Here is a 26,289-nt window from a genome sequence, read left to right on the forward strand (position 1 = left end):
AGGAGGTTATTCCGCCGCCACGGCGGCGCTGGTGCGGCCCGCGGAAAATTTCCGGTGCCAGATCTGGGTTGAGAGAATGCCGACATAAGCGGTGTTGTCGCGAAAGCCCTCGACGCCGGTTTCGCCGGCTTTGGCCACGAGCTTGGCCACGGCCTGCGGGTTGAAGAGGCCCGTCTCCGCAACGGCCGCGGGTGCAAGCAGTTCGTTGACATAGTCCCGCTTTTTCGAGGTCGCGAAAGCCTGGCTGTCGGGCGCCCGATAGGGTTGCTTGGTGCGCGACCCGATGCTGGGCGGCAGGAGATGGGCGGTCGCCCGGCGCAGGATGTGCTTTTCGACCAGACCCTTGAGGGTCATGCGCGGCGGCAGAAGCGAGGCCAGCGCCATCACGCGGTGATCGAGAAATGGAAAGCGTCCTTCGACGCCATGCGCCATGGCCATCCGGTCCCCCTGCGAGGCAAGGATATAGCCTGGCAGAAGGTACCGGCTTTCAAGATATTGCGCCTGATGCTGGGGATGCCAGCGCGCGAAGCGTGCCGGCAGCGTTTCGGCAAGCGCAGCGGCGGCGTCGTAGCCCTGCAATTGCGCCCGCAGATCTCCGGAGAAAAACACCTTGGCCGCCGCGGTCGAGCGGAAGCGCGGGCGGTGCGAGGCCAGGGGATCGCTCAAAAGCTCGGGTGTGACCCCGAAAAACGCGGTGAGATAGTCGGCCGACTGGTTCTGGAGACCCGGCAGATAGGGGTAGAGCCGCTTGAACAGCAGCGGCCGGCGCGTTGAGCCAGGCTGGCGCGCGGCGAAGCGGCGGACCTTGTCTTCCTTGAAAAGATCATAGCCGGCAAAGACTTCGTCGGCGCCCTCCCCGGTCAGCACGACCTTGATGCCCCGATCCTGAACGAGCCCTGAAAGCAGATAAAGCGGCGCCGGCGCCGTGCGCACGATGGGCCGCTCGGTATGGGCGATCACCTCGGGGAAAACCCGCGCAATGTCATCATTGCTGCAGGAGATGGCGGCATGCCCCGTCCCCAGCGCCTCGGCCATCACGGCCTGGAAAGCGGTTTCGTCATGTTCGGCGCTCTCGAATCCCACCGAAAAGGTCGAAAGCTGCTGAGGCGTGTGGCGCCTCGCCAGTGCGGCGGTAATGGCCGAGTCGAGCCCGCCCGAAAGATAGGCGCCCACCGGCACATCGGCCCGCATGCGAATGCGCGTGGCATCATCGAGGACGGCCAATACCTCTTCGGCGAGAGCGACCTCGTTTCGCGTGTCATAGCCTTCGCTCATATCGGGAAACTCGAAATCCCAATATCGTTCGAGCCGGGCAACCTCGCCTCCAACCACCATGAAATGGCCCGGCGGAAGTTCAAAAATGTCCTTGAAGCCGCTGCGCGGCGCCAGCGGCGCCCAGAGTGTGAAAATCTCGTCGAGCGCGAACGGATCGAGCGCAGCCTCGATCCCCGGCACGGCCAGGAGGGCCTTGATTTCGGACGCGAAAAATAGCCCTTCGGCGCGCTGAGCATAAAAGAGCGGCCGCACGCCAGCGCGGTCCCTCGCTAAAACAAGACGCCGCCGCGCTCCGTCCCAAAGGGCAAAGGCGAAATCGCCATTGAGCCGCTCGATCGCCCCGGTGCCGTGTTCGGCGTAAAGATGCAGGATGACCTCGGTATCGCTGCCAGTGCGAAACCGCCGCCCCCGCGCCTCGAGCTCGGCCCGCAACTCCACGAAATTGAAGATCTCGCCATTGAACACCAGCACCAGGTCCTCGAGCCCCATGGGCTGCTGCCCGTCCTCGAGCCCGACAATGGACAGGCGGCGATGGCCCATACCTATACCCTCCTGGCACCAGTGCCCCTCGGCATCGGGTCCGCGATGGGAAATGGCGTCGGTCATGTCATGGAGATAGCCTCGTCCCGTCTCCGGGGAAAAGCCCTCCGCTTTATATCCTACAAGCCCGCACATGGCCGTCTCAGCAAGTCGCAATGGCATCATAATAACGCGTTGCGCGGGGATCGGCGCGGCGGGGCCGGCATTATCTTAAAACGTTGTTAACGCGGGACTCCTATTGCAGCCGGTCGCCGTGAAGACGCGGCCAGGCCTCGCCTACAAGCCCGCCCAGCATGGCATCGCCCTCCCGCGCCGCCTTGAGCACCAGAGGGTCCCTTGCGGTGAACACGCAACGCGCCACGCTCGAAAAAACGGCACCGCGCTCCATCAGCGGCTCGATCAATCGTGGCTGCGCACGCCCCCCAATAGCGACTGCGCCGCGCTCCAAGGCGTCGACAAGCAGATGATCGAGCACCTGACCGGCCAGAGCACGCCGCGAAAACACCTGCAGCACCGCGGCCTCCCCCATGGGAGCCAGATGATAGATATAGGCCCCGGCGAACCGCCCGCCCGCATCCGTGACCACCTGCTGCACCGGCTCGCCGAAATCCTTCTTCTGGAGTGCATGGTCAAGCTGAAGCTCGAGACCCGCATCGGACCAGATCGGGTGCAAGGCATCTTCTCCTGCAAGTGCGCGCAGGGCCTCCATCATGCCGCCCCGGTCGGCATCGCGCCGGTGCATGCCCCGCGGCTTGAGGGGCAGTTCGGGCTGCGGCAAGAGCGGCTGACCCCGGCTTGCGGCCAGTTGCGCCAGCAGCCGGTCACCTGTCCGCGCAAGCGGCAGGCTGGGCCGGAGGAGACCGAGGCGCCGCCGCAGCCTGTGGCTCGCCGCTTCGACAGGGCGCAACACCCGTCGCCAGTCCAGACTATAAAAGGGCAGCACGTCGCCTCCCAGGCTGCGCCAAAGACCCGTGCTCACCGGATTGGCGCGGTCGCTGATGGTCAGGTCCTGCGCACCCTGAAATAGCCTGCGGCAAAGCCGGGCGCCCGCCGTGGGGTCGGAGAGGTCCGGACTGACGGCCAAGGAATGCCCGATCGCGGCGATCAGTTGCTGGTCGCCCAACTGCATGCGCTGGGTATAGGCGCCCAGAAATCCCAGGATTGCGCCATCGCTGCCGGCGTAAACAAGGCAGGTGATGTCCGGATGCCTGTCCGGCAGATCGAGCGATATCGTGCCCAGATAATCCCGCATTTCCGCGCTGGCCGTGGCGTCGCGCTTCTGGAACACGCGCACCAGCAGATCCGCCACCTCTTGCAGATCGGCGCGTTCAAGGGCCCGAATTTCGCCCATAGTCAAACTCCGTAGACACCGTCAGGCCCGGCAAACAGACATGCGTTCAACGGCGCTGCCTAGCATAAGCTGAAGCGTTCAAGCAGGATCACTCCCGGAGAGGTTAACGAACATCTTCTTAACTACACGGCCTGAAAGGCGCTGATCTTGGGGCCTCGTCCGTATAGATTGCAGTTGAACGCCGAGAACAGCAGCAATCTATGTATAAGCCGCTCCAGCCCGACAACACTGCTCCGCCCGCCTCCTCCGGGGGTGAGACCGCGCACGTCTATCGGGGTCCCGAGCGCCGCAAGTCTGCCCTGACCATTGCCGGTCTGATCAACAGCATCACCCCGGCTCTTCTGATGGGCTGGCTGCGCCGGTTCTGGATCGGCATTCTTGCCGTCGCCATGCTTGGCGCTCTGGCAGGGCTTGCTGCCGGCATGCTGATCCCGCCGCGCTATACCAGCTATTCCGATATCCTGCTCAATCCCAGCAGCCTGCAGATCGTGGCCGACGATCTTTATGCCAGCAATGTCCAGGGCGATGCGCAGCTGCTCGAGGTCGAAAGCAAGATGCGCGTCCTCGGCTCCACCAATGTGCTGGCCCGCGTCGTGCGCGATCTTGATCTGACCAACAATGCCGATCTGATGGCACCTGGCTTTTCGCTCTCGAGCCTGTTTCTCTCGGGCGGGAGCGGCATAGAGGAAGACCGCAACACCGCCGCGATCAGGGCGCTGTCCGAGCGCATCCGCATCCGCCGCGAAGAACGCTCCTATATCGTCACCGCCTCGGTCTGGGCCCATAGTCCCGAACAATCCGCCATTCTCACCCGGGCCCTCGTGAGCGCCTTTCTTGCCGAACTTGCCGAAGCCGAAGCCGATGGGGCGCGCAGCGCTTCGAGTGCGCTGGGCCTGCGGCTCGACGAGCTGCGCCGTGACGCCGAACAGGCCGAAGCCGCCGTCGCCGATTATCGCCGCGACAATGGCCTGCAGATCGTGGGCACGGATCAGCTGAGCACGCAGTCCGCCGTGCAGCTCAACGGCCAGATCGCAGCCGCTCGCGAAGCGCTTTTCGATGCCGAGGCCCGTTACAGTGCCCTGACCGCCGGCGGCCAGCAAGGCGGGGTCATCGCTGCCGCAGCGCAGGAATCCACGGTTCTTGCCAATATGCGCACCCAATATGCGACCACGCGTCAGCAAGTGGATTCGCTTGCCATCACCCTCGGCCCGCGCCATCCGAGCCTGACTACGGCCCGCGCCCAGCTCGCCACGCTTCAGGAAGAGATCAACCAAGAAACCAGCCGCATCGTCCAGGCGGCGCGGCAGGATCTCGAGCGCGCCCAGCGCCTCCTCGATCAGCTCAACCAGGCCGCGACCACCCAGATGGGCGCGGTGTTCACCGACGACCAGGCCCAGCTCGAACTGCGCCAGCTCGAACGGACCGCGGCCTCCAAGGTCACGATCTACGAAGCCTATCTCGACCGCGCTCAGGAAATCGCCGAGCGCAGCGAATTGAGCACCAACAATGTGCGGGTTATCTCCCCCGCCGTCCCCCCCATCAGCCGCAGCTATCCACCCCGGACCCTGATGCTGATCGGTGCCGGCTTTTTCGCCGGGGCGATGGCGGGCATCATGCTGGCCTTCGGTCTGGGTCTGAGGCGGCTCTACCTGGAAAGAAGGTCGCGGTTGGTCCATGCCTGAGGCCAGACAGCAGGGCGGAAGCGAAGCGACCAGCACGCTCGGTCACGTCCTGTTTTTGGCCGTCTTTACCTTCTACTGGATCACCCTGACCCCCTTTGTCGACCTGACCGGCGCAGCCGCGGTCGATCCCGTCGCCGGCAATTCCAACGCGCTTAACCAGCTCGTCGCGATACTGCTGTTCGGCAGTCTGACGTTGTTCTTCCTGACGCATCGCCGCGGCGTCAGCATCCTCGGCCACGTCTGGATTTTGGCACTGATCCTTCTCTGGGCCATCTTCACCTCGGCCACTGCGCTTCATCCTGACCTCGCGATCAAGCGAACGATTCTGGTGATGATGATCGTGTGCAATGCCGCGATTGTGCTTGTGCTCCCCCGCACGGTGGAGGATTTTGCGCGTCTTTCGGCGATCGTCCTCTTTGCCATGCTCGCCATGTGCTATTTCGGCGTCGCCTTCAGGCCCACGCTCGCCATCCATCAGGCCAGCGAAATCCGCGAGCCCATGCATGCCGGGCTTTGGCGGGGGCTCTTCAGCCACAAAAACAGCGCTGCTGCCGCAATGGTGCTTGCGGTCATCTTCGGACTTTTCATCGCCAGGAGCTGGTCGCGCCTTGCCGGCTGGGCCATCGTTGTTCTGGCTGCATTCTTTCTGTCACAGACCGGAGGCAAAACCTCGACACTAGTCCTGCCGGCCATCCTGATCCTCGGCTGGATTATCGAGCGCTTCCCCGCCCTGCGCTACCCTGTCATTCTGGGTGGCTTGGGCAGCTTCAATCTCCTTGCGGTCGGATCGGCCGTCTCCGAACCGATCCGGGACTGGGTCAGAGGTCTTGGGGTCGACGCCACGTTCAGCGACCGCGCCGATATCTGGCGCTTCGCCTTCGAGGCGATATCCGAGCGTCCAATCCTCGGTCACGGATTGCAGTCGTTCTGGCAGACTGACAATCTTGTTTATAGCGGCAGCACCGTCGAAACCTGGGCCGCAGCGGCCTTCAACGGCCACAATGCCTATATCGACACGGTGGTCGAGCTCGGCCTGCCGGGGCTCTTGCTGACGCTGATCTGGCTGATCTTCTTGCCCCTGCGCGACTATGGGCGGGCACAGCAATCGGACAATAACCCCGCCCTGACGCGGCTATTCATGCGCATCTGGCTCTATGCGGTCCTGCTGTCCTGCCTCGAAACGATCTACTTTCAAGGCGGAGGCGCCTTGTGGTTCTGCCTGCTGGTTTCGGTTTTTGGATTGCGCCTGCAAAGCTCGGCACAATTGGTCCCGGCGCGGTATCGGCAACCGTCCGCCTTTTTGGAAGCACGCCATGCTTGATGCGCTCGCCCACCGCATCGCCAATCAGCTCCTCAAGCGCCTGCCGGGCCCGCAAATCACTGTGGGCACCGGCACTCCCATCGTCAGCTTCACCTTCGACGACGTGCCTGACACGGCACTGAGTGCCGGAGCCCGGATTCTCGAAGCCCACGAGGCACGCGGTACATTCTATATCGCCGCCGGTCTTCTTGGCCGCGAGGAAGCCGACCGGCGCCTGATCGGGGCGGAGGGCTGCCGGGAACTCGCCCGGCGCGGACACGAGATCGGCTGCCACACCTTTGCCCATGGCAATCTGCGCGATCTCTCGCGCCGCGAGCTGACGAGGGATCTCGACAGAAACAGGGAGGCATTGGCCGAAATCGTGCCGGGTCCCGCCCCCCGCAACTTCGCCTATCCCTATAATTCGGCCGCGCTCCGGCATCGTCCCGCACTGTCCCAGCGCTTCCGTTCTGCCCGGGGCGGCGTCACCGGCATCAATCGCGGGCCGACCGACCGCACTTATCTGCGCAGCTTCCCCCTTCAGCAACCCGAGACCAGCGTGGGCCAGTTGCATGCGGTCATCGATGAACTGGTCAGGGCGCCCGGCTGGCTGATCTTTTTCGGCCACGACCTCGCAGAAACGCCAACCCCCTATGGTTGCACACCGCAAAGCTTCGAGGCGCTTGTGCGGCATGCGCGCGACAGCGGCTGCACCATTCTAACGATAGATCAGGCGCTCGACCGCTTCGCTGCCGCTGCCTGAACGGCTCAGCCGCGCAAAGCGGTCACGATTTCGGGCGCGATCCGGGTCCAGTCGTAGCGCAGCGCAACCCTTGCCTTGGCCGCCTCCCCCAGCTGTCCGAGCTTGCCCGAGCCGAGTGCCGCAACGACCGCCTCGGCAAATGCATCGACAGCGCCTGGCTCGACCTGAAAACCATTGACCCCGTCTTCCACAAGACCCTCGTAAAACTGCATGTCCCAGACAACAGGCGGCAGCGCCATGGCCATGGCCTCGACACAGGTGCCCGGCAGTCCCTCGTAAAACGAAGCGGAGGCATAGAGTCGCGACCGCGCAAGCCAGGACACCATGTCGCTGAACGGCACCGCGCCGGTAAAGATCAGGTTGTCCGGCAGGCGCTTTGCAAGCGCGGCCACCCCCTCCTCGTCCGGTCCATAGCCGACAACGGCGATACGGATGGCGGGATCGCGCTCGACGAGGCGTTCGATGATCAGCGGCAGGGACCGTCCGCCCTTGCGCGGCTCGATCCGGCCCGGGAAGATGACGTCGATATCCTTATCGGCCGCTCCCGCCTCGCTGGAAAAAGCCGAGAGGTCCACCCCATTGGGGATGATGCTGATGCGGCCGCCGGCCCGGTAATGCTCGAGTTCGCTCCGGCCCTGCTCGGTCAGGGTGATGATGTGGTCGGCGCGGCGGAACAGCGCCCTTTCCATCATCATCTTGATCCCAAGAGACGCCCGGCCGTAAGAGGAGGGGAAAAGCGTCTTTGGGTAGAACTGCCCGGACATGCCCAGATAGGTCGTATGGGCGGTAACCGCCAGCTTGACCCCGCGCGGTATGGCAAGCAACGGGATCAATGGCGGCACGTGGAGATTGACGAGCTCTACCTGTTCATCGCGCGCCATCTCGCTAAGCAAGCGCCGCACCCGAAGGCTCCAGCTCAGCAGACCCAGCCGCCCCTTGGGCATGGGCACGTGCTGGAGCCTGAAACCGGCGCCCGAGGCGATCCGCACATCGCCCCCGCCATGGAGCACGAGAACATCCCGGCCCGGATCGTGGGGCAGGTTAGCGAGAAAAGATTCGATGTAGCGGGCGATCCCGCCAACGCCCGCAAGCTGCGGATAAACCAGAACGATCACGCGCCGTCACCCTCGACCGCAGTGCTGAACTCACGGATGACGCGGTCCCAGCTGAAGCGCTGTTCCACCTCGGCGCGCGCCGCTTGCCCCAAGCGCTGCCGCAAGCCCGCATCGCCGAGAACGCGCCGCAGGGCCGAGGCAAGGCTTGCCGCATCAGGCGTGATCAGGAGCCCGGTTTCCTCGTGTCGCAGAATCTCGGGAATGCCGCCGACCCGGCTCGCGATCACCGCCCTGCCGGCTGCCATGCCCTCGACCACGGTCAGCGCAAATGGCTCCTGCCACACCGACGGCACCACGACCGCTTCGGCCTGGGCGTAAAGCGCCTCGAGCCGAGGCCGGTCGAGAAAACCGGTAAACGTCACCCGCTCCCCAAGCGCACCCGCCAGAGAACGGATTTTCTCCTCATAGGCTGTGCGCGGCGCATCGGCGAAAAACGAGGAGCCGGCGATCCTGAGATCGACAACGGGAAACTCCGCCGCGATCTGAGTGAACGCCTCAAGCAGAAGATGTGGCCCCTTTTCCTCGACGAGCCGCCCCGCAAAAAGCACGAATGGCCGGGCTTCGTCAGTGCCGGAAACCGCTGGCACCGCATCCGTGCCGTTGTGCACGGTCACAAAGCGTGCCGCATGGCGCGGAAAGGCGGCGGCTGCCTCGGCCCTCACATAGTCGGAAACGAACACCACGCGATCGGCCTTTTCAAGCGCCCGATCATATTGGCTGACCGGCCCGCGCGCCGTCAGATGCTCGTTATGCATGTGGAGCACCACGCGCTGGCCGCGTCGCTTGCGCAGAAACATCAGGGCAACGGGATCGTTCTCGATGATCAGCGTGTCGAAGTCGCGCGCAACCCGCTGCGCCCGCAGACTGTAGGAGAGCGAAGAAACCGCCTTGAAGAGGCTCCGCCGCAGCGAGCCGGCGTGGGCAAGCTGTTTGAGCCGATCGGCAGTCTTTTCGTGCCAATGCCACTTCATCCCGATATAGCGCACGCCGCCGACGCCCTCGACATCGGCGGGACGGGAGATGATGGTGAGTTCGCTCCCCTTCGGCTCCCATTCTTGCACCAGCCGGTGCACCCAATATTCCACCGCACCGCCCTTGACCGGCGGCATGGGCAGCATTTCGGGCATCAGAATGCCGATCCGGCGCGGACTAGCGGACATCGTAGACGCTCAGCGTATGTTCCACGATCACGTCCCAATCGTAGCGGGTGAGCTTTTGCGTCCAGTCCACCCGCTGGCCCTCAGGGGCAGCCAGCGCCCCGATCCTGTCGCTGAGCGCTGGGAGGTCGCCGAGCGGAAAATAGCATTCGTCCGGCAGATCGACCTCGAGATGCGGCGCGATATCGCTGACCAGCACCGGGCACCCCGCGGACATCGCTTCAAGCAGCACGATGGGCAGGCCTTCATGGCTCGAGGGCAGGACAAAGAGGCTCGCCGAGGCGTAAAGGGTCTGGATTTCGTCCCAGGGCCGGGGACCGAGCAGGTGAATATTGCCGTGCTCGGCCGCAACGCGCGCCAACTCCTCGGAATAGGCGGATTGATGATCCGCCCCGCCGGCAATCACGAGGTGAAGCCCGCCCCTGTCCTTGGCCGCAAAGGCCCGGATCAGATCGAGATGACGCTTTTCCGGCACCTGCCGGCCAACGGCCAGCACATAAGGAAAATCGAGCGGCGGCTGCGGCTCGCCCACCGGTACACTTGGCTTTACCCCATTGGGAATGCCATGGACGACCCGCCCACCGGCCCGTGACAGCTCGCCCGAAAGCGAGGTGGAAACCGCGATCACCTCGTGGGCGACGCGCAGGGCAAACCACTCCCCGAGCCGCAAGGCGAGCTTGGCGAACGTGCCCCATTTTTCTCGTTCATAGTCGCGTCCGTGATGGGTCACGACGACCCGCAGCCCCGCCAGTTTGGCAAGAGGCGTCATCAGGGCCGGCCCAATACCGTGAATATGGAGCACATCGGGGCGGCGCCGGATGGCCCAGAGCACGGCGGCAAAAGTGTTGGACATGGCCTCGAGCCGGGAACTGCGCAGCGACCAGAGCGGAGAGCGGCGCACGCCGCCCAGGATGCCCGGCTCCGGCGCATAGGGCAGGCGCTCAACCACTTCCACATCCACATCGCGGCGCGCCAGGCGCAGCGCCAGCTCGCGCACATGGGTTTCAATGCCCCCTTGTGCCTCCATGCTGCGCAGGCCCGCGATCATCACATAAGGCCGGTTGGCGCCGGCGGGCGATGCGCCTTGGAGAACCACGCGCTCGTCGGTATGGGCGGTCATGGCAGGCTTTGCTCCGTTTCAAGGTGCGGCGACACGGAAGGCTCATGCACCACCCGGCTCTCGATCCATTCACCGGGATCGCGCCGCGGCGCAAAAAAACCGAGCGGCAGGGCGGCGGCAACGAAGACCCAAACTGTGACGGCATAGACCCCGAGCGACAGGCTGCGATGCTTGAAGCTCATCACTCCGATGGCCGCCGCGATCGCCACAAGGCAGAGCCCGAGCGCCAGGAGCTTGTCGGGCACCAAAACCATGGTCAGGACCAGCCCGGCGAGGCCCGCATAGACTGCAGCCCAAAGCTTCAGTTCGCGGATCTCACGAACGACCTGGAACCAATGCGGCTTGCCCCAGGCGGCGCGCAGCACTTCGCCGATGCCGCGCAGATATTTGCTCTGCCAGCGCCGCAGCAACAGGGCATAGGCATTCATGCGATAGCCGAAATGCTGCACAAAGGGGATGTCGAGCCGATAGAGGGTAAAGCCTTGTGAGCGGAGCCGGACGGCCAGTTCGAATTCCTCGTAGCCATGCAGGTTCCTGTCCGAGAGGTGCCCGGCCGCCTCGATGGCGCTGCGCCGGTAAAGCCCGCCGCCGCTCAGCCGGTCCACGGCGCCGGCATGGTAGTCCTGGTGGTCGCGCGACTTGCGGCGGGCAAATTCGAGATTGTCGAGGTTCATTTCCTCGACCCGTCCGGCAACGCCGGCGGCCTGCGGATGGCTTTCGAGGAAGGCCTTGGCCGTCCCAAGGAATTCGGGGTCAAGCCGCATGTCCCCATCCATCAGGCAGAGATAGCGACCCTTGCTATACTGAAACCCCAATTGTGGGCCGAGACCGCAACTGGGCACTGCGCCAGGCCCGATCTGCACCACCTTGACCGGATAGCGCGCGGCGATCTCGACCGTGCCATCGCGCGAACCACTATCGGCAATGATCACCTCGTCGTCCGGACCGATCGCCTCGAGCACGCTCTCGATGGTGGCGGCGATGTTTTCAGCCTCGTTGAGGGTTTTGATGAGAACGGAAACGCTCATTTCGATGGCACCGGATCGAGGGGAAAACTCTTGGCGGCACGCCTGTCGCTTTCCGCCAGCCGCATCAGCACCAGCCAGGCGGCAATGCCGGTCAGCAATTCGGTGACATAGATGGCCCCGAACGTGCCATCGATGCCGTAGAGCCAGGTGGCGAGGATGATGGCGCCGCCGCCTAGGGTGACAGCACCATTAAAGATCAGCGCGCGAGGGCCATGGTGGCCGCTCGAGCCTAACGCTTCCACGGCCGTCACCCAAATCGCAACGAGGATGATGGTGGGCGCCAGGATCTGCGAGAAGATCGGCAGCGACACATATTCGGCCCCGAACAGCAGCGGCAGGAACGGCGCGATCACGACGATGGCGAGCGCGGTCAGCACGCTCAGCCCCACTGAAACCCAAAGCACCTTGCGGAACCGCCCCAGGGCCTGGTGGATGCCGCCCCGCGTCGCCGCAGCCGAACCGGGATAAACGAGCCGGTTGAGCGCATCGACGGACAGATAGGCATTGTCCACGATCCGCCGCGCCACCGCATAGCTTGCCACCACTTCGGGACTGGTCAGCGCCGTCAGCAAAAGCAGATCGACATTGCCGCGCAGCGTGCGCAGGACAAATGGGGTGGAAAACAGAATGCCGTTCCACATCTCTTCCCAACGCAGCACCAGACGCGGCGCCCCCAGCGGAACGATCGACCACACGGCAAAGACCGTCACCGCCAGCTGCGCAAAGAAAGCCCAGACGATCCATTCGGCAAGACTGTTCGCGCCAAAGACGATGCAGGCGAGCACTGCCGCGATCAAGCGGCTCAGCGCCAGCAGCACCACGTTGAGATTGGCCGAAAAGAAATTGGAATGGGCAATGAACACCTGCTCCACCACAAAGGTGATGCGCGCCAGAACCACATTGGTGGTCAGAAATAGCAGATAGAGCCCGAAATTGCTCCAGCCGTCGCTGGCCAGCGGATAGACCACCGGCAGGATGGCAAGCCCGGCCGCCATCAGCACGAGCCCCGTGCCGCCCGAAAGCAGGATATTGTGCCCCAGAAAATCGGGATAGAGCCTTGGCTCGCGCGCCACGCGGCGGATCAGCGCCTCGGTGCCCCCCAGCCCGCAAATGGCCATCGCAACTGCACTGACAGCGGTGACGGCGATAAAGACGCTGAATTCATCGACGCCCAGAAAGCGCGCGAGAATGGCAAAGGTCAGCAGCTGCGCCGCGCTCGAGATCAGCAGACTGCCGCTCGAGGCGATGTAGGAGAGCCCAAGAGGCAAGAGGGCTCGCAATTGCTGGAAGACAGGCATAGCGCTTGGCCAATTCAAAGGTTTGTCGAGCCGCTTATGGCATGGATGGTCCGGCGCCAGCCGGGCCAATGCCGATTTGAGTTAATGCGCACTTGTGCCGGACTGCACATGCGCAAGCTTTGTGTGGGCGACCCTGGGCTGCCCCAGAGCATCGGCAATCAGCTCGACGGGTGCGTAAAGTCCCGATCGGCGAAAAAGCAGAGAGATCTGCCGCTCCTGGCCATGGCCAAACTCGAAGGCAAGGCGGCCATCCGGCGCGAGATAATCGGGCGCTTCCGCAATCAGCCTCTGATGAATGGCGATGCCATAGGCTCCGGCATCGAAGGCTTCGCGCGGCTCGTTCTCAAGCAGATGCGCACTTTCCCCCTCGAGCTTGCCCGTCGAAATATAGGGGGGATTGCACACGATCAGATCGGCACGACGCCCCCTGAGCAATGGATCGACCCCGGCAAAGAGATCGCCCTGCCCGACCTGAACCCGCGCACCCAAACCGAGCCGCTCCACATTGCTTCGCGCCTGAGCCACTGTCTCATCGGTAAGATCGCTCATCAGCACTTCGGCGTCCGGCCTTGCATGGGCTATGGCAAGGCCCAGATTGCCCGATCCGCAGCACATGTCGATCACGAGCGGCTCGGCAGTGTCGGCAAGGAGCGCGAGAACCGTGCGCCCCAAAAGCTCGGTTTCTGCGCGCGGCGCCAGAACGCCAGGGCCGGCCAATAGAGAGATAGATAAAAATTGATGCAAGTTTTCAGCGCTCAACACTATCGTTCTCCCCTCATCCACTTAGATCACTCAATAGCGGGTAAGTTCCCGGACAAACAACGAAAGCATCGATCAGAGTTAATAGTCGGACACAGCCGCGATCTTGTTAACCCCATTGGCGATTTGCAGTCCCGCACCGCATGCGCCGGTGCTAAGAGCCAGTGTAAGATAAGGGCGACACGTTTCAGCATGACCATCCCGATGACACAGACAGAGGCACGGCGACGGCGGCGTTTCCGGCTGGCCAGTCGTGCCACTTTGGGCAACGGCATCGGTGCCTTTGAAGGGTTCGTCGCCGCGCTCCTGAGCCTGATGCTTTCCTATGCACATGAGCCGCTCCTGGTGCTGGCCACCGCGCTTGCAGCCGGCGCGACCTATGGCGTGCTCGCATCGGGTGCGGCCCGCAAGTTCCTTGCCTATTCCGACCTGCGCCAGCCCTTTGCGCTTCATGCCGCCCTCAGCTGGCCCGCTGCCGCGGCCGTGGCTTTCCTTGTGGCGCTCGCCGCCTCGCGCTGGAACCTGGCTTGGGGGCGCACCTTCTGGGTCTGGCTCTTCATCACCCCGGTTCTTCTGACCGCACTGCGCGTCGTGCTGTATCGGCAGCTCGCCAGGATGCTGGCTCAGGGCCAGCTGCAGGTGGAGCGTTTTGGCATTATCGGCGAGGCTGCGGCCGTCGCCAGGCTGCGCGCCGATCCCCGGATCTGGCAGCATGGCGGCCAGGTGGTCACGAGCCTCATCCTGCCCCAGGGCCTGTCATCGCCACTGCCCTCGCCCGAGGTCATTGCCAGCTTTGCGCGCAAGTGTATCGACAAGGGCTGCCAGCATGTTCTGCTGATCGGCGATCTCGATAATCTCGATGCTCTGAGCCAGATCGTGGCGCCCTGCCGGCCCTTTGCGCTCAATGTCCTTCTTTATCCGCGCTCGGTCATGCAGGAGCGCAAGATCGATCTCGTCGATATCGTGCCGCTCGCCTCGGTCAATTCCGTGCGCGTCCTGAGCACGCCGCTCAACGATAGCGGGCTGCTGCTCAAGCGTGGCTTCGACATCGTGCTTTCGCTGCTGATCCTGGTTCTGCTGTCCCCGCTTCTGCTTGGCGTCGCCCTTGCCATTCGCCTGACAAGCCCGGGCGCAGCGCTTTATCGCCAGGAGCGGCGCGGCTTCAACGGGCGCAATTTCTATATTTACAAGTTCCGCTCCATGCGCGTCATGGAAGATGGCCGCGCCATGCGCCAGGCCCAGACCAACGATCCGCGCATCACCCCCATCGGCCGCTTCATCCGCCGCACCAGCATCGACGAGCTGCCTCAGCTGATCAATGTGCTGCGCGGCGAGATGAGCCTTGTCGGGCCCCGTCCCCACGCCATTTCCCATGACGACGAACTCTCGGGCAAATTCGAACTCTATGCCCAGCGCCAGCGCATCAAGCCTGGCATTACGGGCTGGGCGCAGGTCAACGGCTATCGCGGCGACACCTCCACCCAGGACAAGATCGAGGGCCGCACGCTCCACGACCTCTACTACATGGAGAACTGCTCGCTGCTGCTCGATCTCTGGATCATCCTTCTGACCGTCTTTTCGCCGCGCACACGGCAGAATGCCCACTGAGCCCTATCCCGTAAGCACCAGCGATTCCACTTAACCATCTCTCCCGTCTCATAGGCCGAATGGCGCCATTCCATGTAAGATAAAGCCAGCCTAATCTTTGTCGCTAACCCTTCTCTTTTCGAGCCAGACCCCTTTGTCCGTCAGCTTCCAGACCATCGATGACACCAATTCGAGCGCAGCCGTCAGCCTGCTCGAAGAGGGCTTCCCCCATCATCGGGCCGGTTTCTGGCGCGATGCGCTCCTGCGCATGGCCGATTATGCGCGGCTGCATCAGTTTCATGGGCTCGGCACGATCATGACCGCAGGCGGTCAGCCCGCCGGCGTGCTGCTGACGCTGCCCGCCCGGCTCAGCGACGGCCGGTGCGTCGTCAATCTTTCAAGCTGGTATGTGCGCCAGAAATATAGCTGGCTTGCCCCACGCATGCTGCAGATGGCGACCAGCGATCCCACCCTGACCTATACCGATCTCACCGCATCGCACGATGCCGCCAAGCTCAATGCCGCCCTGGGCTTTCGCACCGTCACTTCAGCGACCGCCTTCTGTCTTGTGCCTTTCCTTGCCCTGCAGTTCGGGGGAACGGCGCGCATTATCCCTTGGAGCCCGGATACATCAGCGGATCTCGATCCGGCCCAGCGCGATATGCTGCGCTTTCACCGCGATCTCGATTGCCTCTGCGCGGTGCTCGAGGAGCCGGAGGGCACAAGCCCATTGATCTTCAATCGCGCCCGCTGGCGCGGTCTGCCTTGCGCCCGGCTTCTTCACGTCCGGCCCGGCCCGGTCAAACCTGCGCTCGGCGCCATGGGGCGTTTCCTTTTGCGCTCGGGCGTGCCGACCATGACCCTGCCAGCCACAGCCGATGGGGAATTGCCGATCCGCTGGCCGGGGCGCACCGACACACCGGTTCAGGTCAAGGGCGAGTGGCAGGGCGAGCGCGTCGATGCCGCCTATTCCGAAATGGCCTTTTTGCATTTGTGATCGAGGGGAATGAACATGGCTGAAAACGGCGTCGCCGAACGCGAAATCGAAACCGAAATCCTGTCCTATCTGGGCTCGAACTTTCCCGCGCTTCACAACTGCACGCTGGATACGCCCTTGATCGACTCCGGCGCGCTCGACTCGCTCGGCTTTCTAGAACTCATGATGTTTCTGAGCGAGAAATACGGCATCGAGCTGACCGATGGCGATTTCGATCCCAGCAATCTCGGCACTCCCGGCAACATCGTCGAATTCGTTAAGCGGAATATCAGGTGAACCACACGCCCTATCTGCTTCATCACCTGCTCGATGGCGAGGCCACCAGCGACGCCGTGATCCATGGCGAGCAACGTCTCACCCATGCGCAATTGACCCTGGCTGCCCGGCGCTGCGCCGCGCATCTGCGCGCAGCCGGCCTTTCGCGCGGCGACCGTGCCGTCATTTTCCTACCGCGCGGCATTGAGGAATGCTGGGCCATTTTCGGCATCAGCCAGGCCCAAGGGGTCTTCGTTCCGGTCAATGCGCTCCTCAAGGCGCCGCAACTGCGCCATATCGTCAACGATTGCGAAGCGCGCATCGTCGTTTCGACACGGGGGCAGGACGCCATTCTCGCCGAAGCACTCGGCGGCCTCGAAGGCGTGCGCGTGCTCTATGTCGAGGACATGGTCTCCACCGAGCCGGAAGGAGCGACGCCGCACGATGTCGCCATCGGCGAAGATCTCTGCGCCATCCTCTATACGTCGGGCTCGACCGGCATGCCCAAGGGGGTGATGCTCTCGCATCGCAACCTGCTGGCCGGCACGCGCATCGTGCGCACTTATCTTGGCATAACCAGTGCAGACCGGATCCTTTCGATCCTGCCCTTCAGCTTCGATTATGGCCTCAATCAATTGCTCACCGCCATCGAGCAGCGGGCCAGCATCGTCGTTTTCACCTTCCGCTTCGGCGACGAGATCGTCCGCGCCCTGCACGACCACGAGATCACTGGCCTTGCCGGCGTCCCGACGCTCTGGGCGATCCTGACCCAGGGCTCTCCGCTGCTGCGCAGTACCAGCCTGCCGCATCTGCGCTACATCACCAATTCCGGCGGCCGTGTGCCGAGCGAAAACGTCAGCGCCCTGCGCAATCTGCTCGGCGAGACCCGCATCTTCCTGATGTATGGCCTCACCGAAGCGTTCCGCTCCACCTATTTGCCGCCCGAAGAGATCGACAAGCGGCCCACCTCCATCGGCCGCGCCATCCCCGAATGCGAGATATTCGCGGTCAACCAGGATGGGCAGCGCACCCGGCCCGGCGAGCCGGGCATCCTGGTTCATCGCGGCCCCACGGTTTCTCTCGGCTATTGGCGCCGCCCCGAGGAAACCGCCCGGGTCCTGCGTCCGCACCCGTTCCTGTCTCCGCTCGAAGGCGGGGACACGGTCTGTTATTCGGGCGATCTCGTGGTCGAGGACGAAGACGGCTATTTCAGTTTTGTCGGGCGCAACGACGCCATGATCAAATCCTCGGGCTACCGCATCAGTCCCACCGAGGTCGAGGAAGCAATCATGGCGACCGGCCACTTCCAGCAAGTCGCCGTGATCGGCCTGCCCGATCCGGTCGCAGGCGAGAAGGTTCACGCGCTTGCCGTGCTGCGGTCCGAAAGCAGCGGCATCGAAACCAAGCCTGTTCTGCGTGAGCTCGGCCGGACGATTGCCACCTATATGGTGCCGCGTACCATCGAGCTGCTCGAAGCCCTTCCCACCACCCCCAACGGCAAGGTGGACTATAAGCTGCTGGTGCGCCAACGGAGTAGCAAGACCGATGCTTGATAAAGCCCCGCTTCCCCATGGCATGGACCTTGCTCACGAAAACTTCGCCGTTTCCGGTCCCGACCTGATCCTGGGCGGCGTCAGTGTCCGGGCCGTGGCCGAAGAGTTCGGCACCCCCGCCTTCATCTATGATGGTGGCGTCATGCGGCGCCACTATCGCGCTCTTGCCGAAACGCTGTCGGGCTTTGCCGCCGTGCATTATTCCGTCAAGGCCAATCCGCTCCGGGAGATCATCGCGCTTTTCCTTGCGGAAGGTGCAGGTGTCGAGATCGCGTCCGTGGGCGAATATCGCGCGGCCCGCGCGGCGGGTGCCCGTCCCGAACAGATCCTGTTTGCAGGTCCCGGCAAGCGCCAGCGCGAACTCGAAGAGGTGATCGGCGAAGGCATCGGCGAAATCCACCTGGAAAGCTTCGAGGAAGCCGAGCGCGTCGACCGGATCGGGGAAGCGTTGGGCAAGACCATCAAGGTGGGCCTCCGCATCAATCCCGTGCCCTCGGCTCAGGCCGGTGCCATGCGCATGGGCGGCAAGCCCACCGCTTTCGGGTTCTGCGAAGAAGACCTCGCCGAAACCATTGCGCGCATCGGCGGGCATGCCCATGTCGATCTCGTCGGCATCCATGTCTATGGCGGCTCGCAGATCCTCGATGCTCAGGGCCTCATCGACCAGTGGCGGCACGCCATCGGCATTGCCGCCGAAACGGCCCGGCTCCTCGGCCGTCCGCTCGAGACCATCGATCTCGGCGGTGGCCTCGGCATTCCCTACTATGCCGGAGAAAAAAGCTTCGACCTCGCCACGCTCAAGGCCGGCCTGCCGGATCTGGCGGCGCTTTTGGCTGCCGACCCGCTCCTTGCCGATGCACGCGTCGTGGTCGAACCGGGCCGCTTCATCGCCGGGCCGGGCGGCATCTATGTCGCCGAGATCAATGCGGTCAAGAACGCGCGCGGCACCCGTTTTGCCGTCACCGATGGCGGCATGCATCACCATCTCGCAGCGTCCGGCAATCTGGGACAGATCATCAAGCGCAACTATCCCATCCTTGCGCCCGCGCGCATGAACGATGCGGCCGTTGTAGCGACAACGGTTGTCGGCCCGCTTTGCACCCCGCTCGACACCCTGGGGCGCGACGTGATGCTGCCCGAACTCGGTGCGGGTGAGCTTGTTGCCGTGCTCCAGTCGGGGGCTTATGGCCCGACCGCCAGCCCCGGAAATTTCCTCAGCCATCCCCCGGCCGTCGAAGTGCTGGTGGAAGATGGGCGCGCCCACCTGTTGGAGCGCTGACGAAAGGATCCAGTCGCAGCGCCCCGTCCTAGGTAGATTTCCGTAAATCCCGCTTTGCAAATCGCACAAGGGTTTGAGGAAAATTAACCACGTTGCCTCTATGGTTGGGGCGAATGGGACAGGCGATGACCACGACACCTTTTGAGCATGACGACACGGACGCGCAGGAGCAGCCGTTTCTCGCGGCCCTGGTGCCGCACCTGCCGCGCATGCTGGCGGTGACCGGGGTTGCGCTTGCCGGAACGCTTGTGGCGATCCAGCTTTCCCCGCAGGATTTCCAAGCCCGGATCGCGCTTGCCCCGGCGCCGGGCACCCCGGTCGCGGAGCAGGTTGAACGGTTTTTCGCCCAGGAGCAGCTGGCGGACATCGTCTCGCGCATCCCGCCCGAACGCGTCAACGAAATGCGCCTGGCCGGTGGCGGCACGCTCGACAGCACCGCCTTGCTGCGCCAGCGGCTCAGCCTGACTTCCGCCCCCTCGGGGGAAACGCTTGATCTTACGGTGACTGCCGGCAATGCGACGCTCGCCCGCACCATTGCCGATGCAGCCGCCACCAGCTTCATGGTGCTGGCCGGCCCGCCGCCAGCTTTGCCCACCGCGCCTCCGGAAACACCGCAGTCGACCCCAGCCGCCGCCCCGGCCGACGCCACCCATATCCAGCTGCTGCAGCAAAAGCTGAGCCTTGCCTGGGAAGATCGTGTTCGCCTCGAAACTCGCGCTGAGCGCATTGCCCGGCTGGTGGATGACGGCAACTATGCCCTTCTCGCCATGGAAGCTGATGGCTTGCCCACGCTGGGGCAGAAACTTGCACAATTGGCCGATCTTGAAGCCGAGCGCGAAAAGCTCGCCATCACCTTCCTGCCGGCCCATCCCACCATGCGCGCTCTGCTTGACCAGATCGGGGACCTCTCGGCTGACGTTTCGAGCGAAGTCGATGCCCTTCTTGCGCTCACCCGCGCCGATAGTGCATCCGCACGCGATCTCGAAGTCGATCTTCGCGCCGAACTGGCCGCCGCCACCGCGCCCAAGCTCGTCGATGCCGATATCCTGACCGGCTCCACCGCCGCCTTGCCCGAAGCCAGCGTCTCGGCCCTGCCCCGCCCGATCCGCACCGACTTCGCCCTGGCGCTTGCCGGAGGCTTTGCTTTTCTCGGCCAGATCGGCGTTTTTGCGTTCCGCCGCCGTCCGCGCCCCGAAGAAGACAGCTTCGCCATGGCCGAACCGGCGCCCATCGCCGACCCTGTCGAGAGCCCCGGTCCCGCGCCCGTTGAGCCGGCCCTCGAGCCAGCTGTAACCAGCGAGCCCGCCTGGTACATGCCCGCCGCCGCGCAGCCGGTTGCAGTCGAGGCGCATTGGAGCGCAGCGGCCGAAAAGGCGCCTGCCGAAGCCCTGCCGCCCGCACCTGTCTCATCCGTAGAGCCCAGCAAGGCTGAAGCAAAAGCCGCGCGCAAGGCAAAGTCGCGCCTCAAGCTTGCCGAGAAAATCGCCGAAGCCAGCGTCATCGGTTTGCGCGCACCGGGTTCCGCCCTCGGCGGAAGGGAACTGGTCGCCCACCTGATCGGTCAGGAGCGACGGGTCGTAATGATCGATGCCGCAACGCGGCGCCGCACCACGGCGCCCGGCATCAGCGATCTCTCGCTCGGTCTTGCCGGCTTTGCGGACATCATCCATGGCAGCGGGCTCTATGAGGCAGCGCACATCCCTTGGGGTCGGCAGGCCCAGCTTGACCCCACCGCGCGCTCGGTCCGTATCCTCGTCGAGGCTCTGGCCCAGCTCTACGACGTGGTGGTGCTGGTCGTGGCCGACGAGGAAGGGCCCGGCAACGATGCGCTTCTCGGGCTTACCGATCTGACGCTCGACGTGGCCGAACTGGCCCCCGTGCTCAAGAAATCAGCCTAAAGCGACGGCGCCATGGCGCTGCCGGGCGCGGCGACATAGGTGGCCCGCGCCGCCTCCCCCACGAAATGCCAGAAGGCCCGGTCATGCGGCAGTTCTGCATTCCATTCTGGGTGCCAGCTGACCGCAAATACCGGGGCTGCCGAATGGCCCGCCGAAAACGCGGCGACATGGCCATCGCTCCCGTTCGCATTGGACACGAGCCCATCGCCGAGCTTGACAACCGGGGCGGCACTCCCTGCCGCCACCGTCAAGCTTGATGAAGCGGTGAACCGCTGCAGCACGCTGCCGGCAGCCGTCCTGACTGTCTCGGTTGCCTCGGGATCGAAAGCAGTATTCCCCGAAACATCACCCACCGTGCCGCCGAACGCCCTGTTGATGCCGGCAGAACCGCCTCCGGTGCCAAAAACCGGCCGGGCGGCATCGACCGCAGCAACGATCATGTCCGAGACGAAAGTGCTGTGGCGGGCACCATCCGTGCCGAACACCAGAAGCGCATCGAGCCGCAGGGCAAGAACCTTGGCCTCCTCGGTCCCGAGCCCCTCCGGCAGCAGCACCGGGACCGCGGCCGCATGCGCCATGATGGCCGCAACGCTGCGGGTCGTCAAAGTCTCTACGAAAAGGTCGCGATCGCGCGCGCTGCACGCCAACAAGCCGATGACGGGACGCTCTTTTACCATGACAGATGTTCCCGCAGTGCTGACCAGCGCTTTCCGTACGGCGACGGCTCCTGTTAGGGTAACGCCCGAACCACACGAAAAGTCGAAGGATGGCATGACTATCGAAGCAACGACGAACTCCGACATCGTGGCCTGGCTGGAAGAGAACCCGCAGATCGAGGTGCTCCACACCGCCGTTTGCGACCTGAACGGCATCATGCGCGGCAAGCGCATTCCCATCGATCAGGCGCGTCGCATCGTTGAAAACAGCCTGCGCATGCCGCTTTCGATCGTGGGCGTCGATGTCTGGGGCGAGGATATCGTGGGCAATCCCATGGTTTATCGCAGCGGCGACATCGACGGCATCTGCAGCCCCACCGGACGCGGCGCCCTGCCCATCAACTGGACGACCCGGCCGAGCGCGATGATCCCGCTCTGGATGTTCGAGGATACCAACACGCCCTTCCTCGGCGATCCCCGCCAGGCCTTGGCGCTTGTGCTGCGCCGCTATGCCGAGATTGGGCTCAAGCCAGTTGTCGCCACCGAGCTCGAATTCTACCTCGTCGATCCCGCGGCTGATTCCGCTCAGCCGCCCATTTCCCCCTATACCGGCAAGCGGCTCGATTCAGACGCCATTCTCTCACTCGAAGAACTCGAGGATTTCGGCGAGTTTTTCCGCGACGTCTATCTGCAATGCGAACAGCAGAACGTGCCCGCGGATACCGCCGTGGCTGAAAACGGCATCGGCCAGTTCGAGATCAACCTCCTCCATACCGATGACGGGCTCAAGGCCGCCGATGACGCTGTGCTCTTCAAGCGCATCGTCAAGGGCGTCGCCCGCAAGCACAAGCTTGTCGCCACTTTCATGGCAAAACCCTATGGCATGCGCTCGGGCAATGGTTTTCATGTCCATTTCAGTCTCAACGACATCGCCGGGAACAACGTGTTCGACGATGGCACCGATACCGGCTCGGAGGTCATGCATCACGCGGTCGGAGGCCTCTTGGCCGGCATGGCCGAATCCACGCTCCTCTTTGCGCCCCATTTCAATTCCTACCGGCGGCTGCGCCCCGACACCCATGCCCCGAGCGCCATCTCCTGGGGGTACGAGAACCGCACCACGGCCGTGCGCATTCCCGGCGGCAGTCCCAAGGCGCGCCGCATCGAGCACCGCGTTTCGGGGGCCGACGCCAATCCCTATCTCGTGCTCGCAGGCATTCTGGGCGCCGCCCTGGTCGGTATCGAGGATCAGATCAAGCCGCCCAAGCCGTTCAAGGGCCGCGCCTATTCCGAACGCCTGCCCAAGCTGCCGGCCGACTGGGCTTCGGCGGTCAATGCTTTCGAGGACGGCGACATGATCCCGCGCATTTTCGATCCTGCCATGCAATCGATGTTCGTCGCCTGCAAGCGCCAGGAGATCGCCGGCTTCGCCTCCCAGGTGACCGACCTTGAATTTTCTGCCTATCTGGAGGTTGTGTGATGGCCGAACAAGCCTATGCCGGCGACGGCTCCTACCCGCCCAGCTACTATGCCGCCTCGCGCAATATCCATCGCGTGCCGCTGCGCCTTGAAACCGATGTCGCTGCCGATATCTGCGTTCTCGGCGCGGGTTATTCCGGGCTGTCGACGGCGCTGCACCTGGCCGAGGCCGGGTTCAGGGTCGTCGTGGTCGAGGGCGCCAGTGTCGGCTGGGGCGCCTCGGGGCGCAATGGCGGGCAGATCGTCAATGGGCTCAATGCAAGCCTTGGCACCATCAAGCGCCGCTATGGCGGGGAGACCGCCGCCTTTGTGGGCTCGCTGGTGCAGGAGGGCGCCGGCATCATCTACGACTGGGTCGAGCGCTACGGCATCGACTGCGACCTCAAGCGCGGCAATATCTACGCTGCCTATACCGACCAGCACATGCGCGACCTCGAAGCCAAGAAACAGCTTTGGGCAAGCTACGGCATGAACGATCACGAACTGCTCGATCGCCACCAGATTCGCACCCATATCGGCTCGGAAGTCTATGCCGGCGGCATGATCGATCATTCCGGGGGCCATATGCACCCGCTCAATCTCGTGCTGGGAGAAGCGCGCGCTTTTGAAAGCCTCGGCGGGGTCATCTACGAGCATTCCCCGGTCGTGCGGGTCGATCAGGGCGCCGATAATGCCGTGATCTATACCGCCAAAGGCAAGGTGACGGCGAAGGCGGCGGTGATCTGCGGCAATGCCTATCTCGGTCATGTCGTGCCGGAACTGACCGACCGCGTCATGCCGGTTTCCACCCAGATGATGGCAACCGAGCCATTGGGGCGTGAGCGCGCCGAAGCGCTGTTGCCGACCGGCATGTGCGTCGAGGACGTGCGCTACATTCTCGACTATTTCCGTGTCTCAGCCGACCATCGCCTGATCTTTGGAGGGGGCGTCGTCTATGGCGGGACCGATCCCGACGATGTCGTGGCCAAGCTCCGGCCCAATCTCGATAAGGTTTTCCCCCAACTCAAGGACGTCAAAATCGACTATGCCTGGAGCGGCAATTTTGCGCTTTCCTTTTCGCGCGTGCCGCAGATGGGGCGCCTCGGCAACCGGGTCTATTTTGCCCATGGCTATTCCGGTCACGGCGTCACCGGATCGCACCTGTTCGGACGTATTCTCTCCGAGGCGATCCGGGGCGACATGACCCGGTTCGACACCTTTGCCGCCCTGCCCTGGATCCCCTTTCCGGGCGGGCGCATGTTCCGCGCGCAATATTCGACGCTCGGCTCATGGTGGTATGCGTTCAAGGACCGGCTGGGCCTCTAGGCCCATGTCGCGGTTCTGTCATCAAACTGCTCTAGGGCACCTTTCAAAAAGGTCAAAACATCGATGAACGCCCTGCACCAGAACGAAACCGTCCTCACCAACGCCCGGATCGTCCTTGCCGACGAGGTCTATACCGGCAGCCTGGCGATCAATGGCGGCCAGATAACCGATATCGGGGCGCCGAGTGCGCATGGGCAGGATCTCGATGGCGACTACCTGATCCCCGGTCTCGTCGAACTTCATACCGACCATCTCGAGACCCACTATGCTCCGCGCCCCAAGGTGCGCTGGAACCCGGTGGCCGCGGTGCAGGCGCATGACGCCCAGATCGCCGCTTCCGGCATCACCACGGTGTTCGACGCAATTCGCGTCGGGCTCGACGAAGATGCCGATATGGGCATGGACGAGCTGCGGATTCTCGCCGATGCGATCACGGCTGGGGTCGAGGCCAAGCGCTTGCGGGCCGATCACCTCATTCACCTGCGATGCGAAGTTTCGGCGCCCGATTGCCTCGAAAGCTTTGAAAAGATCATGGACCACAAGCTGGTGCGTCTGGCGTCGCTCATGGACCATGCGCCCGGGCAACGTCAGTTCGCCAGCCCCGATGCCTATAAGGTCTACTATCAGGGCAAGCTCAAGATGAGCGACAGTGAACTTGCAGACTTCATCGGCCGAAGATCTTATGAATCAGAGACTTACTCCGACAAATACCGCACGGCGCTTGCTGCTTTGAGCGCCGAGCGCAACATTGCGCTGGCCAGTCATGACGACGCGACCGCGGCCCATGTCGCCGAAGCGGTGGCTCTGGGCATCCGCATCGCCGAATTTCCGACAACGCTTGAAGCTGCACAGGCCTCGCGCGATGCGGGCATGGCGATCCTGATGGGCGGACCCAACGTCGTGCGGGGTGGCTCGCATTCGGGCAATGTGTCGGCGCGCGATCTGGCGGCGGCAGGCCTTCTCGATATTCTGTCTTCCGACTACATTCCCTTTTCCATGTTGCAGTCGGCATTCTGCCTTGCCGGCGAGGTGCCGGGGATAAGTTTGCCTCAGGCCATCGGCTTCGTCACGCGCCGCCCGGCAGAGGCAGCGGGCCTCCATGATCGCGGCGAGATTGTTGTCGGCAAGCGAGCCGATCTCGTGCATTTGCGCATCGAGGACGGCATCCCGATCGTCCTGACGGTGTGGCGCGAAGGGCGACGGGTGATATGAACGGCACTTTCGTCGCCGTCGTCGGCTCAAGCGGAGCGGGCAAGGACAGCGTCATGGCCTATGCCCGCGACCGTCTCCAGAGGGACGTCACGATCGTCCGTCGCGTCGTAACCCGCCCGGCAGACGGGGGCAGCGAAGACCATGACAGCATGACCATGGATCAATTCGTCGCCGCCGAAACCGAGGGGCGTTTCGCCTTGTCCTGGGAAGCCCACGGCCTGCGCTACGGCCTGCCGATCGGGCTTGAGGAAGACCTTCACGCCGGTCGCGTCGTCATCGCCAATCTTTCCCGCGCTGTCTTGCCCAGGCTCATGCTGCGCTACCCCAATGCGGTGGTGGTCGAGGTGACGGCCGATCCGCAGGTGATCGCCGAGCGACTGGCCGGCCGGGGTCGCGAAGACGCCGAAGACATCCAGCGGCGCATGGACCGCAGCGTCGGCGTGCGCATGCCTGCCAGCACGGTGCGGATCGACAATTCCGGGGCGCTGGAACAGGCCGGCGAGCAATTCGTGAGCTTGATCAGAGATTTGCTGCGGGTTGGAGTTTAGATTCCTGCGGTTAGCCCGATGACCGAGTAGCCTCATGGTGAGGTGCGCAGCAAAGCGGAGCCTCGAACCAGGTGGGCGTGGCGCTGAGGCATCGGGGCAAGCCCTCGTCCTTCGAGGCTTCGCTGCGCTGCG

General features: G+C 63.8%; 22 protein-coding genes. 13 read left to right on the forward strand and 9 right to left on the reverse strand.

Going from position 1 to position 26,289, the window contains the following annotated elements:
* Positions 1-6: 6 nt before the first annotated feature.
* Both asnB and BM364_RS13890 read right to left on the reverse strand, forming a co-directional pair.
* Positions 7-1,950: an asparagine synthase (glutamine-hydrolyzing) gene (gene asnB / locus BM364_RS13885; RefSeq protein ID WP_092425605.1), complete on the reverse strand. Its 1,944-nt coding sequence runs from the start codon at positions 1,948-1,950 to the stop codon at positions 7-9.
* Positions 1,951-2,050: 100 nt separating this feature from the next.
* Positions 2,051-3,166 (reverse strand): hypothetical protein, encoded by a 1,116-nt coding sequence (locus BM364_RS13890; RefSeq protein WP_092425607.1) that lies wholly within the window; start codon positions 3,164-3,166, stop codon positions 2,051-2,053.
* Between the two features lie 200 nt (positions 3,167-3,366).
* Here BM364_RS13890 and BM364_RS13895 point away from each other — a divergent pair, with 200 nt between their 5' ends.
* The 3 genes from BM364_RS13895 to BM364_RS13905 are packed head-to-tail and all read left to right on the forward strand — an operon-like array spanning position 3,367 to position 6,911.
* A complete protein-coding gene (locus BM364_RS13895; RefSeq protein ID WP_092425609.1) occupies positions 3,367-4,848 on the forward strand; it encodes a GumC family protein in 1,482 nt (493 codons plus the stop codon).
* Positions 4,841-6,169, forward strand: coding sequence for an O-antigen ligase family protein (locus BM364_RS13900; RefSeq protein WP_092425611.1), 1,329 nt, complete (start codon positions 4,841-4,843; stop codon positions 6,167-6,169). The genes BM364_RS13895 and BM364_RS13900 overlap by 8 nt, the downstream gene beginning before the upstream one ends.
* Positions 6,162-6,911, forward strand: a complete 750-nt coding sequence (locus tag BM364_RS13905; RefSeq protein ID WP_092425613.1) for a polysaccharide deacetylase family protein — start codon at positions 6,162-6,164, stop codon at positions 6,909-6,911. The genes BM364_RS13900 and BM364_RS13905 overlap by 8 nt, the downstream gene beginning before the upstream one ends.
* Before the next feature lie 5 nt (positions 6,912-6,916).
* On the opposite strand, the gene BM364_RS13910 is transcribed toward BM364_RS13905, so the two are convergent.
* The 6 genes from BM364_RS13910 to BM364_RS13935 all read right to left on the reverse strand — a co-directional run bounded on the left by BM364_RS13910 (position 6,917) and on the right by BM364_RS13935 (position 13,391).
* On the reverse strand, positions 6,917-8,026 hold the full coding sequence (locus tag BM364_RS13910) for a glycosyltransferase family 4 protein (RefSeq protein WP_092425615.1): 1,110 nt from the start codon (positions 8,024-8,026) through the stop codon (positions 6,917-6,919).
* A complete protein-coding gene (locus tag BM364_RS13915; RefSeq protein WP_092425616.1) occupies positions 8,023-9,186 on the reverse strand; it encodes a glycosyltransferase family 4 protein in 1,164 nt (387 codons plus the stop codon). The genes BM364_RS13910 and BM364_RS13915 overlap by 4 nt, the downstream gene beginning before the upstream one ends.
* Positions 9,176-10,303, reverse strand: a complete 1,128-nt coding sequence (locus BM364_RS13920) for a glycosyltransferase family 4 protein (RefSeq protein WP_092425618.1) — start codon at positions 10,301-10,303, stop codon at positions 9,176-9,178. Before BM364_RS13920 ends, BM364_RS13915 begins: the two co-directional genes overlap by 11 nt.
* Entirely contained in the window at positions 10,300-11,331 is a 1,032-nt protein-coding gene (locus BM364_RS13925) for a glycosyltransferase family 2 protein (protein ID WP_092425620.1), read from the reverse strand. The genes BM364_RS13920 and BM364_RS13925 overlap by 4 nt, the downstream gene beginning before the upstream one ends.
* Entirely contained in the window at positions 11,328-12,629 is a 1,302-nt protein-coding gene (locus tag BM364_RS13930) for a lipopolysaccharide biosynthesis protein (RefSeq protein ID WP_092425621.1), read from the reverse strand. The genes BM364_RS13925 and BM364_RS13930 overlap by 4 nt, the downstream gene beginning before the upstream one ends.
* An 81-nt stretch (positions 12,630-12,710) precedes the next feature.
* Entirely contained in the window at positions 12,711-13,391 is a 681-nt protein-coding gene (locus BM364_RS13935) for a N5-glutamine methyltransferase family protein (protein WP_425284897.1), read from the reverse strand.
* Between the two features lie 201 nt (positions 13,392-13,592).
* Here BM364_RS13935 and BM364_RS13940 point away from each other — a divergent pair, with 201 nt between their 5' ends.
* The 6 genes from BM364_RS13940 to BM364_RS13965 all read left to right on the forward strand — a co-directional run bounded on the left by BM364_RS13940 (position 13,593) and on the right by BM364_RS13965 (position 20,957).
* Complete coding sequence (locus BM364_RS13940) at positions 13,593-14,996, forward strand: exopolysaccharide biosynthesis polyprenyl glycosylphosphotransferase (protein WP_175528616.1); 1,404 nt, start codon at positions 13,593-13,595, stop codon at positions 14,994-14,996.
* Positions 14,997-15,093: 97 nt separating this feature from the next.
* Positions 15,094-15,972, forward strand: a complete 879-nt coding sequence (locus tag BM364_RS13945) for a hypothetical protein (protein ID WP_139232595.1) — start codon at positions 15,094-15,096, stop codon at positions 15,970-15,972.
* 15 nt (positions 15,973-15,987) lie between these two features.
* A complete protein-coding gene (locus tag BM364_RS13950) occupies positions 15,988-16,248 on the forward strand; it encodes an acyl carrier protein (protein WP_244542888.1) in 261 nt (86 codons plus the stop codon).
* Positions 16,245-17,780 (forward strand): AMP-binding protein, encoded by a 1,536-nt coding sequence (locus BM364_RS13955; RefSeq protein ID WP_092425629.1) that lies wholly within the window; start codon positions 16,245-16,247, stop codon positions 17,778-17,780. Before BM364_RS13950 ends, BM364_RS13955 begins: the two co-directional genes overlap by 4 nt.
* The gene (locus tag BM364_RS13960; RefSeq protein ID WP_092425631.1) at positions 17,773-19,059 is read left to right on the forward strand and encodes a type III PLP-dependent enzyme domain-containing protein; all 1,287 of its coding nucleotides are present in this window, start codon (positions 17,773-17,775) and stop codon (positions 19,057-19,059) included. Before BM364_RS13955 ends, BM364_RS13960 begins: the two co-directional genes overlap by 8 nt.
* Positions 19,060-19,184: 125 nt before the next feature.
* Entirely contained in the window at positions 19,185-20,957 is a 1,773-nt protein-coding gene (locus BM364_RS13965) for a GumC domain-containing protein (RefSeq protein WP_139232596.1), read from the forward strand.
* Here BM364_RS13965 and BM364_RS13970 read toward each other — a convergent pair.
* Complete coding sequence (locus tag BM364_RS13970; protein ID WP_175528617.1) at positions 20,954-21,634, reverse strand: gamma-glutamyl-gamma-aminobutyrate hydrolase family protein; 681 nt, start codon at positions 21,632-21,634, stop codon at positions 20,954-20,956. The genes BM364_RS13965 and BM364_RS13970 overlap by 4 nt on opposite strands.
* A gap of 94 nt (positions 21,635-21,728) precedes the next feature.
* Between BM364_RS13970 and BM364_RS13975 the strand changes: the two genes are divergently transcribed.
* The 4 genes from BM364_RS13975 to phnN all read left to right on the forward strand — a co-directional run bounded on the left by BM364_RS13975 (position 21,729) and on the right by phnN (position 26,157).
* A complete protein-coding gene (locus BM364_RS13975) occupies positions 21,729-23,093 on the forward strand; it encodes a glutamine synthetase family protein (protein WP_092425634.1) in 1,365 nt (454 codons plus the stop codon).
* A complete protein-coding gene (locus tag BM364_RS13980) occupies positions 23,093-24,397 on the forward strand; it encodes an NAD(P)/FAD-dependent oxidoreductase (RefSeq protein WP_092425636.1) in 1,305 nt (434 codons plus the stop codon). The genes BM364_RS13975 and BM364_RS13980 overlap by 1 nt, the downstream gene beginning before the upstream one ends.
* Before the next feature lie 63 nt (positions 24,398-24,460).
* Entirely contained in the window at positions 24,461-25,609 is a 1,149-nt protein-coding gene (locus BM364_RS13985; protein WP_092425637.1) for an alpha-D-ribose 1-methylphosphonate 5-triphosphate diphosphatase, read from the forward strand.
* A complete protein-coding gene (gene phnN / locus BM364_RS13990) occupies positions 25,606-26,157 on the forward strand; it encodes a phosphonate metabolism protein/1,5-bisphosphokinase (PRPP-forming) PhnN (protein WP_092425639.1) in 552 nt (183 codons plus the stop codon). Before BM364_RS13985 ends, phnN begins: the two co-directional genes overlap by 4 nt.
* Positions 26,158-26,289: the final 132 nt, after the last annotated feature.

It is taken from the genome of Devosia crocina, assembly GCF_900116545.1.
GTDB lineage: Bacteria > Pseudomonadota > Alphaproteobacteria > Rhizobiales > Devosiaceae > Devosia > Devosia crocina.

Bases quoted from the DNA above. Each gene is read 5' to 3' on its own strand.
- asnB (WP_092425605.1), bottom strand. From the start codon at position 1,950: ATGTGCGGGCTTGTAGGATATAAAGCGGAGGGCTTTTCCCCGGAGACG.
- BM364_RS13890 (WP_092425607.1), bottom strand. From the start codon at position 3,166: ATGGGCGAAATTCGGGCCCTTGAACGCGCCGATCTGCAAGAGGTGGCG.
- BM364_RS13895 (WP_092425609.1), top strand. From the start codon at position 3,367: ATGTATAAGCCGCTCCAGCCCGACAACACTGCTCCGCCCGCCTCCTCC.
- BM364_RS13900 (WP_092425611.1), top strand. From the start codon at position 4,841: ATGCCTGAGGCCAGACAGCAGGGCGGAAGCGAAGCGACCAGCACGCTC.
- BM364_RS13905 (WP_092425613.1), top strand. From the start codon at position 6,162: ATGCTTGATGCGCTCGCCCACCGCATCGCCAATCAGCTCCTCAAGCGC.
- BM364_RS13915 (WP_092425616.1), bottom strand. From the start codon at position 9,186: ATGTCCGCTAGTCCGCGCCGGATCGGCATTCTGATGCCCGAAATGCTG.
- BM364_RS13920 (WP_092425618.1), bottom strand. From the start codon at position 10,303: ATGACCGCCCATACCGACGAGCGCGTGGTTCTCCAAGGCGCATCGCCC.
- BM364_RS13925 (WP_092425620.1), bottom strand. From the start codon at position 11,331: ATGAGCGTTTCCGTTCTCATCAAAACCCTCAACGAGGCTGAAAACATC.
- BM364_RS13930 (WP_092425621.1), bottom strand. From the start codon at position 12,629: ATGCCTGTCTTCCAGCAATTGCGAGCCCTCTTGCCTCTTGGGCTCTCC.
- BM364_RS13940 (WP_175528616.1), top strand. From the start codon at position 13,593: ATGACACAGACAGAGGCACGGCGACGGCGGCGTTTCCGGCTGGCCAGT.
- BM364_RS13950 (WP_244542888.1), top strand. From the start codon at position 15,988: ATGGCTGAAAACGGCGTCGCCGAACGCGAAATCGAAACCGAAATCCTG.
- BM364_RS13960 (WP_092425631.1), top strand. From the start codon at position 17,773: ATGCTTGATAAAGCCCCGCTTCCCCATGGCATGGACCTTGCTCACGAA.
- BM364_RS13965 (WP_139232596.1), top strand. From the start codon at position 19,185: ATGACCACGACACCTTTTGAGCATGACGACACGGACGCGCAGGAGCAG.
- BM364_RS13970 (WP_175528617.1), bottom strand. From the start codon at position 21,634: ATGGTAAAAGAGCGTCCCGTCATCGGCTTGTTGGCGTGCAGCGCGCGC.
- BM364_RS13975 (WP_092425634.1), top strand. From the start codon at position 21,729: ATGACTATCGAAGCAACGACGAACTCCGACATCGTGGCCTGGCTGGAA.
- BM364_RS13980 (WP_092425636.1), top strand. From the start codon at position 23,093: ATGGCCGAACAAGCCTATGCCGGCGACGGCTCCTACCCGCCCAGCTAC.
- BM364_RS13985 (WP_092425637.1), top strand. From the start codon at position 24,461: ATGAACGCCCTGCACCAGAACGAAACCGTCCTCACCAACGCCCGGATC.
- phnN (WP_092425639.1), top strand. From the start codon at position 25,606: ATGAACGGCACTTTCGTCGCCGTCGTCGGCTCAAGCGGAGCGGGCAAG.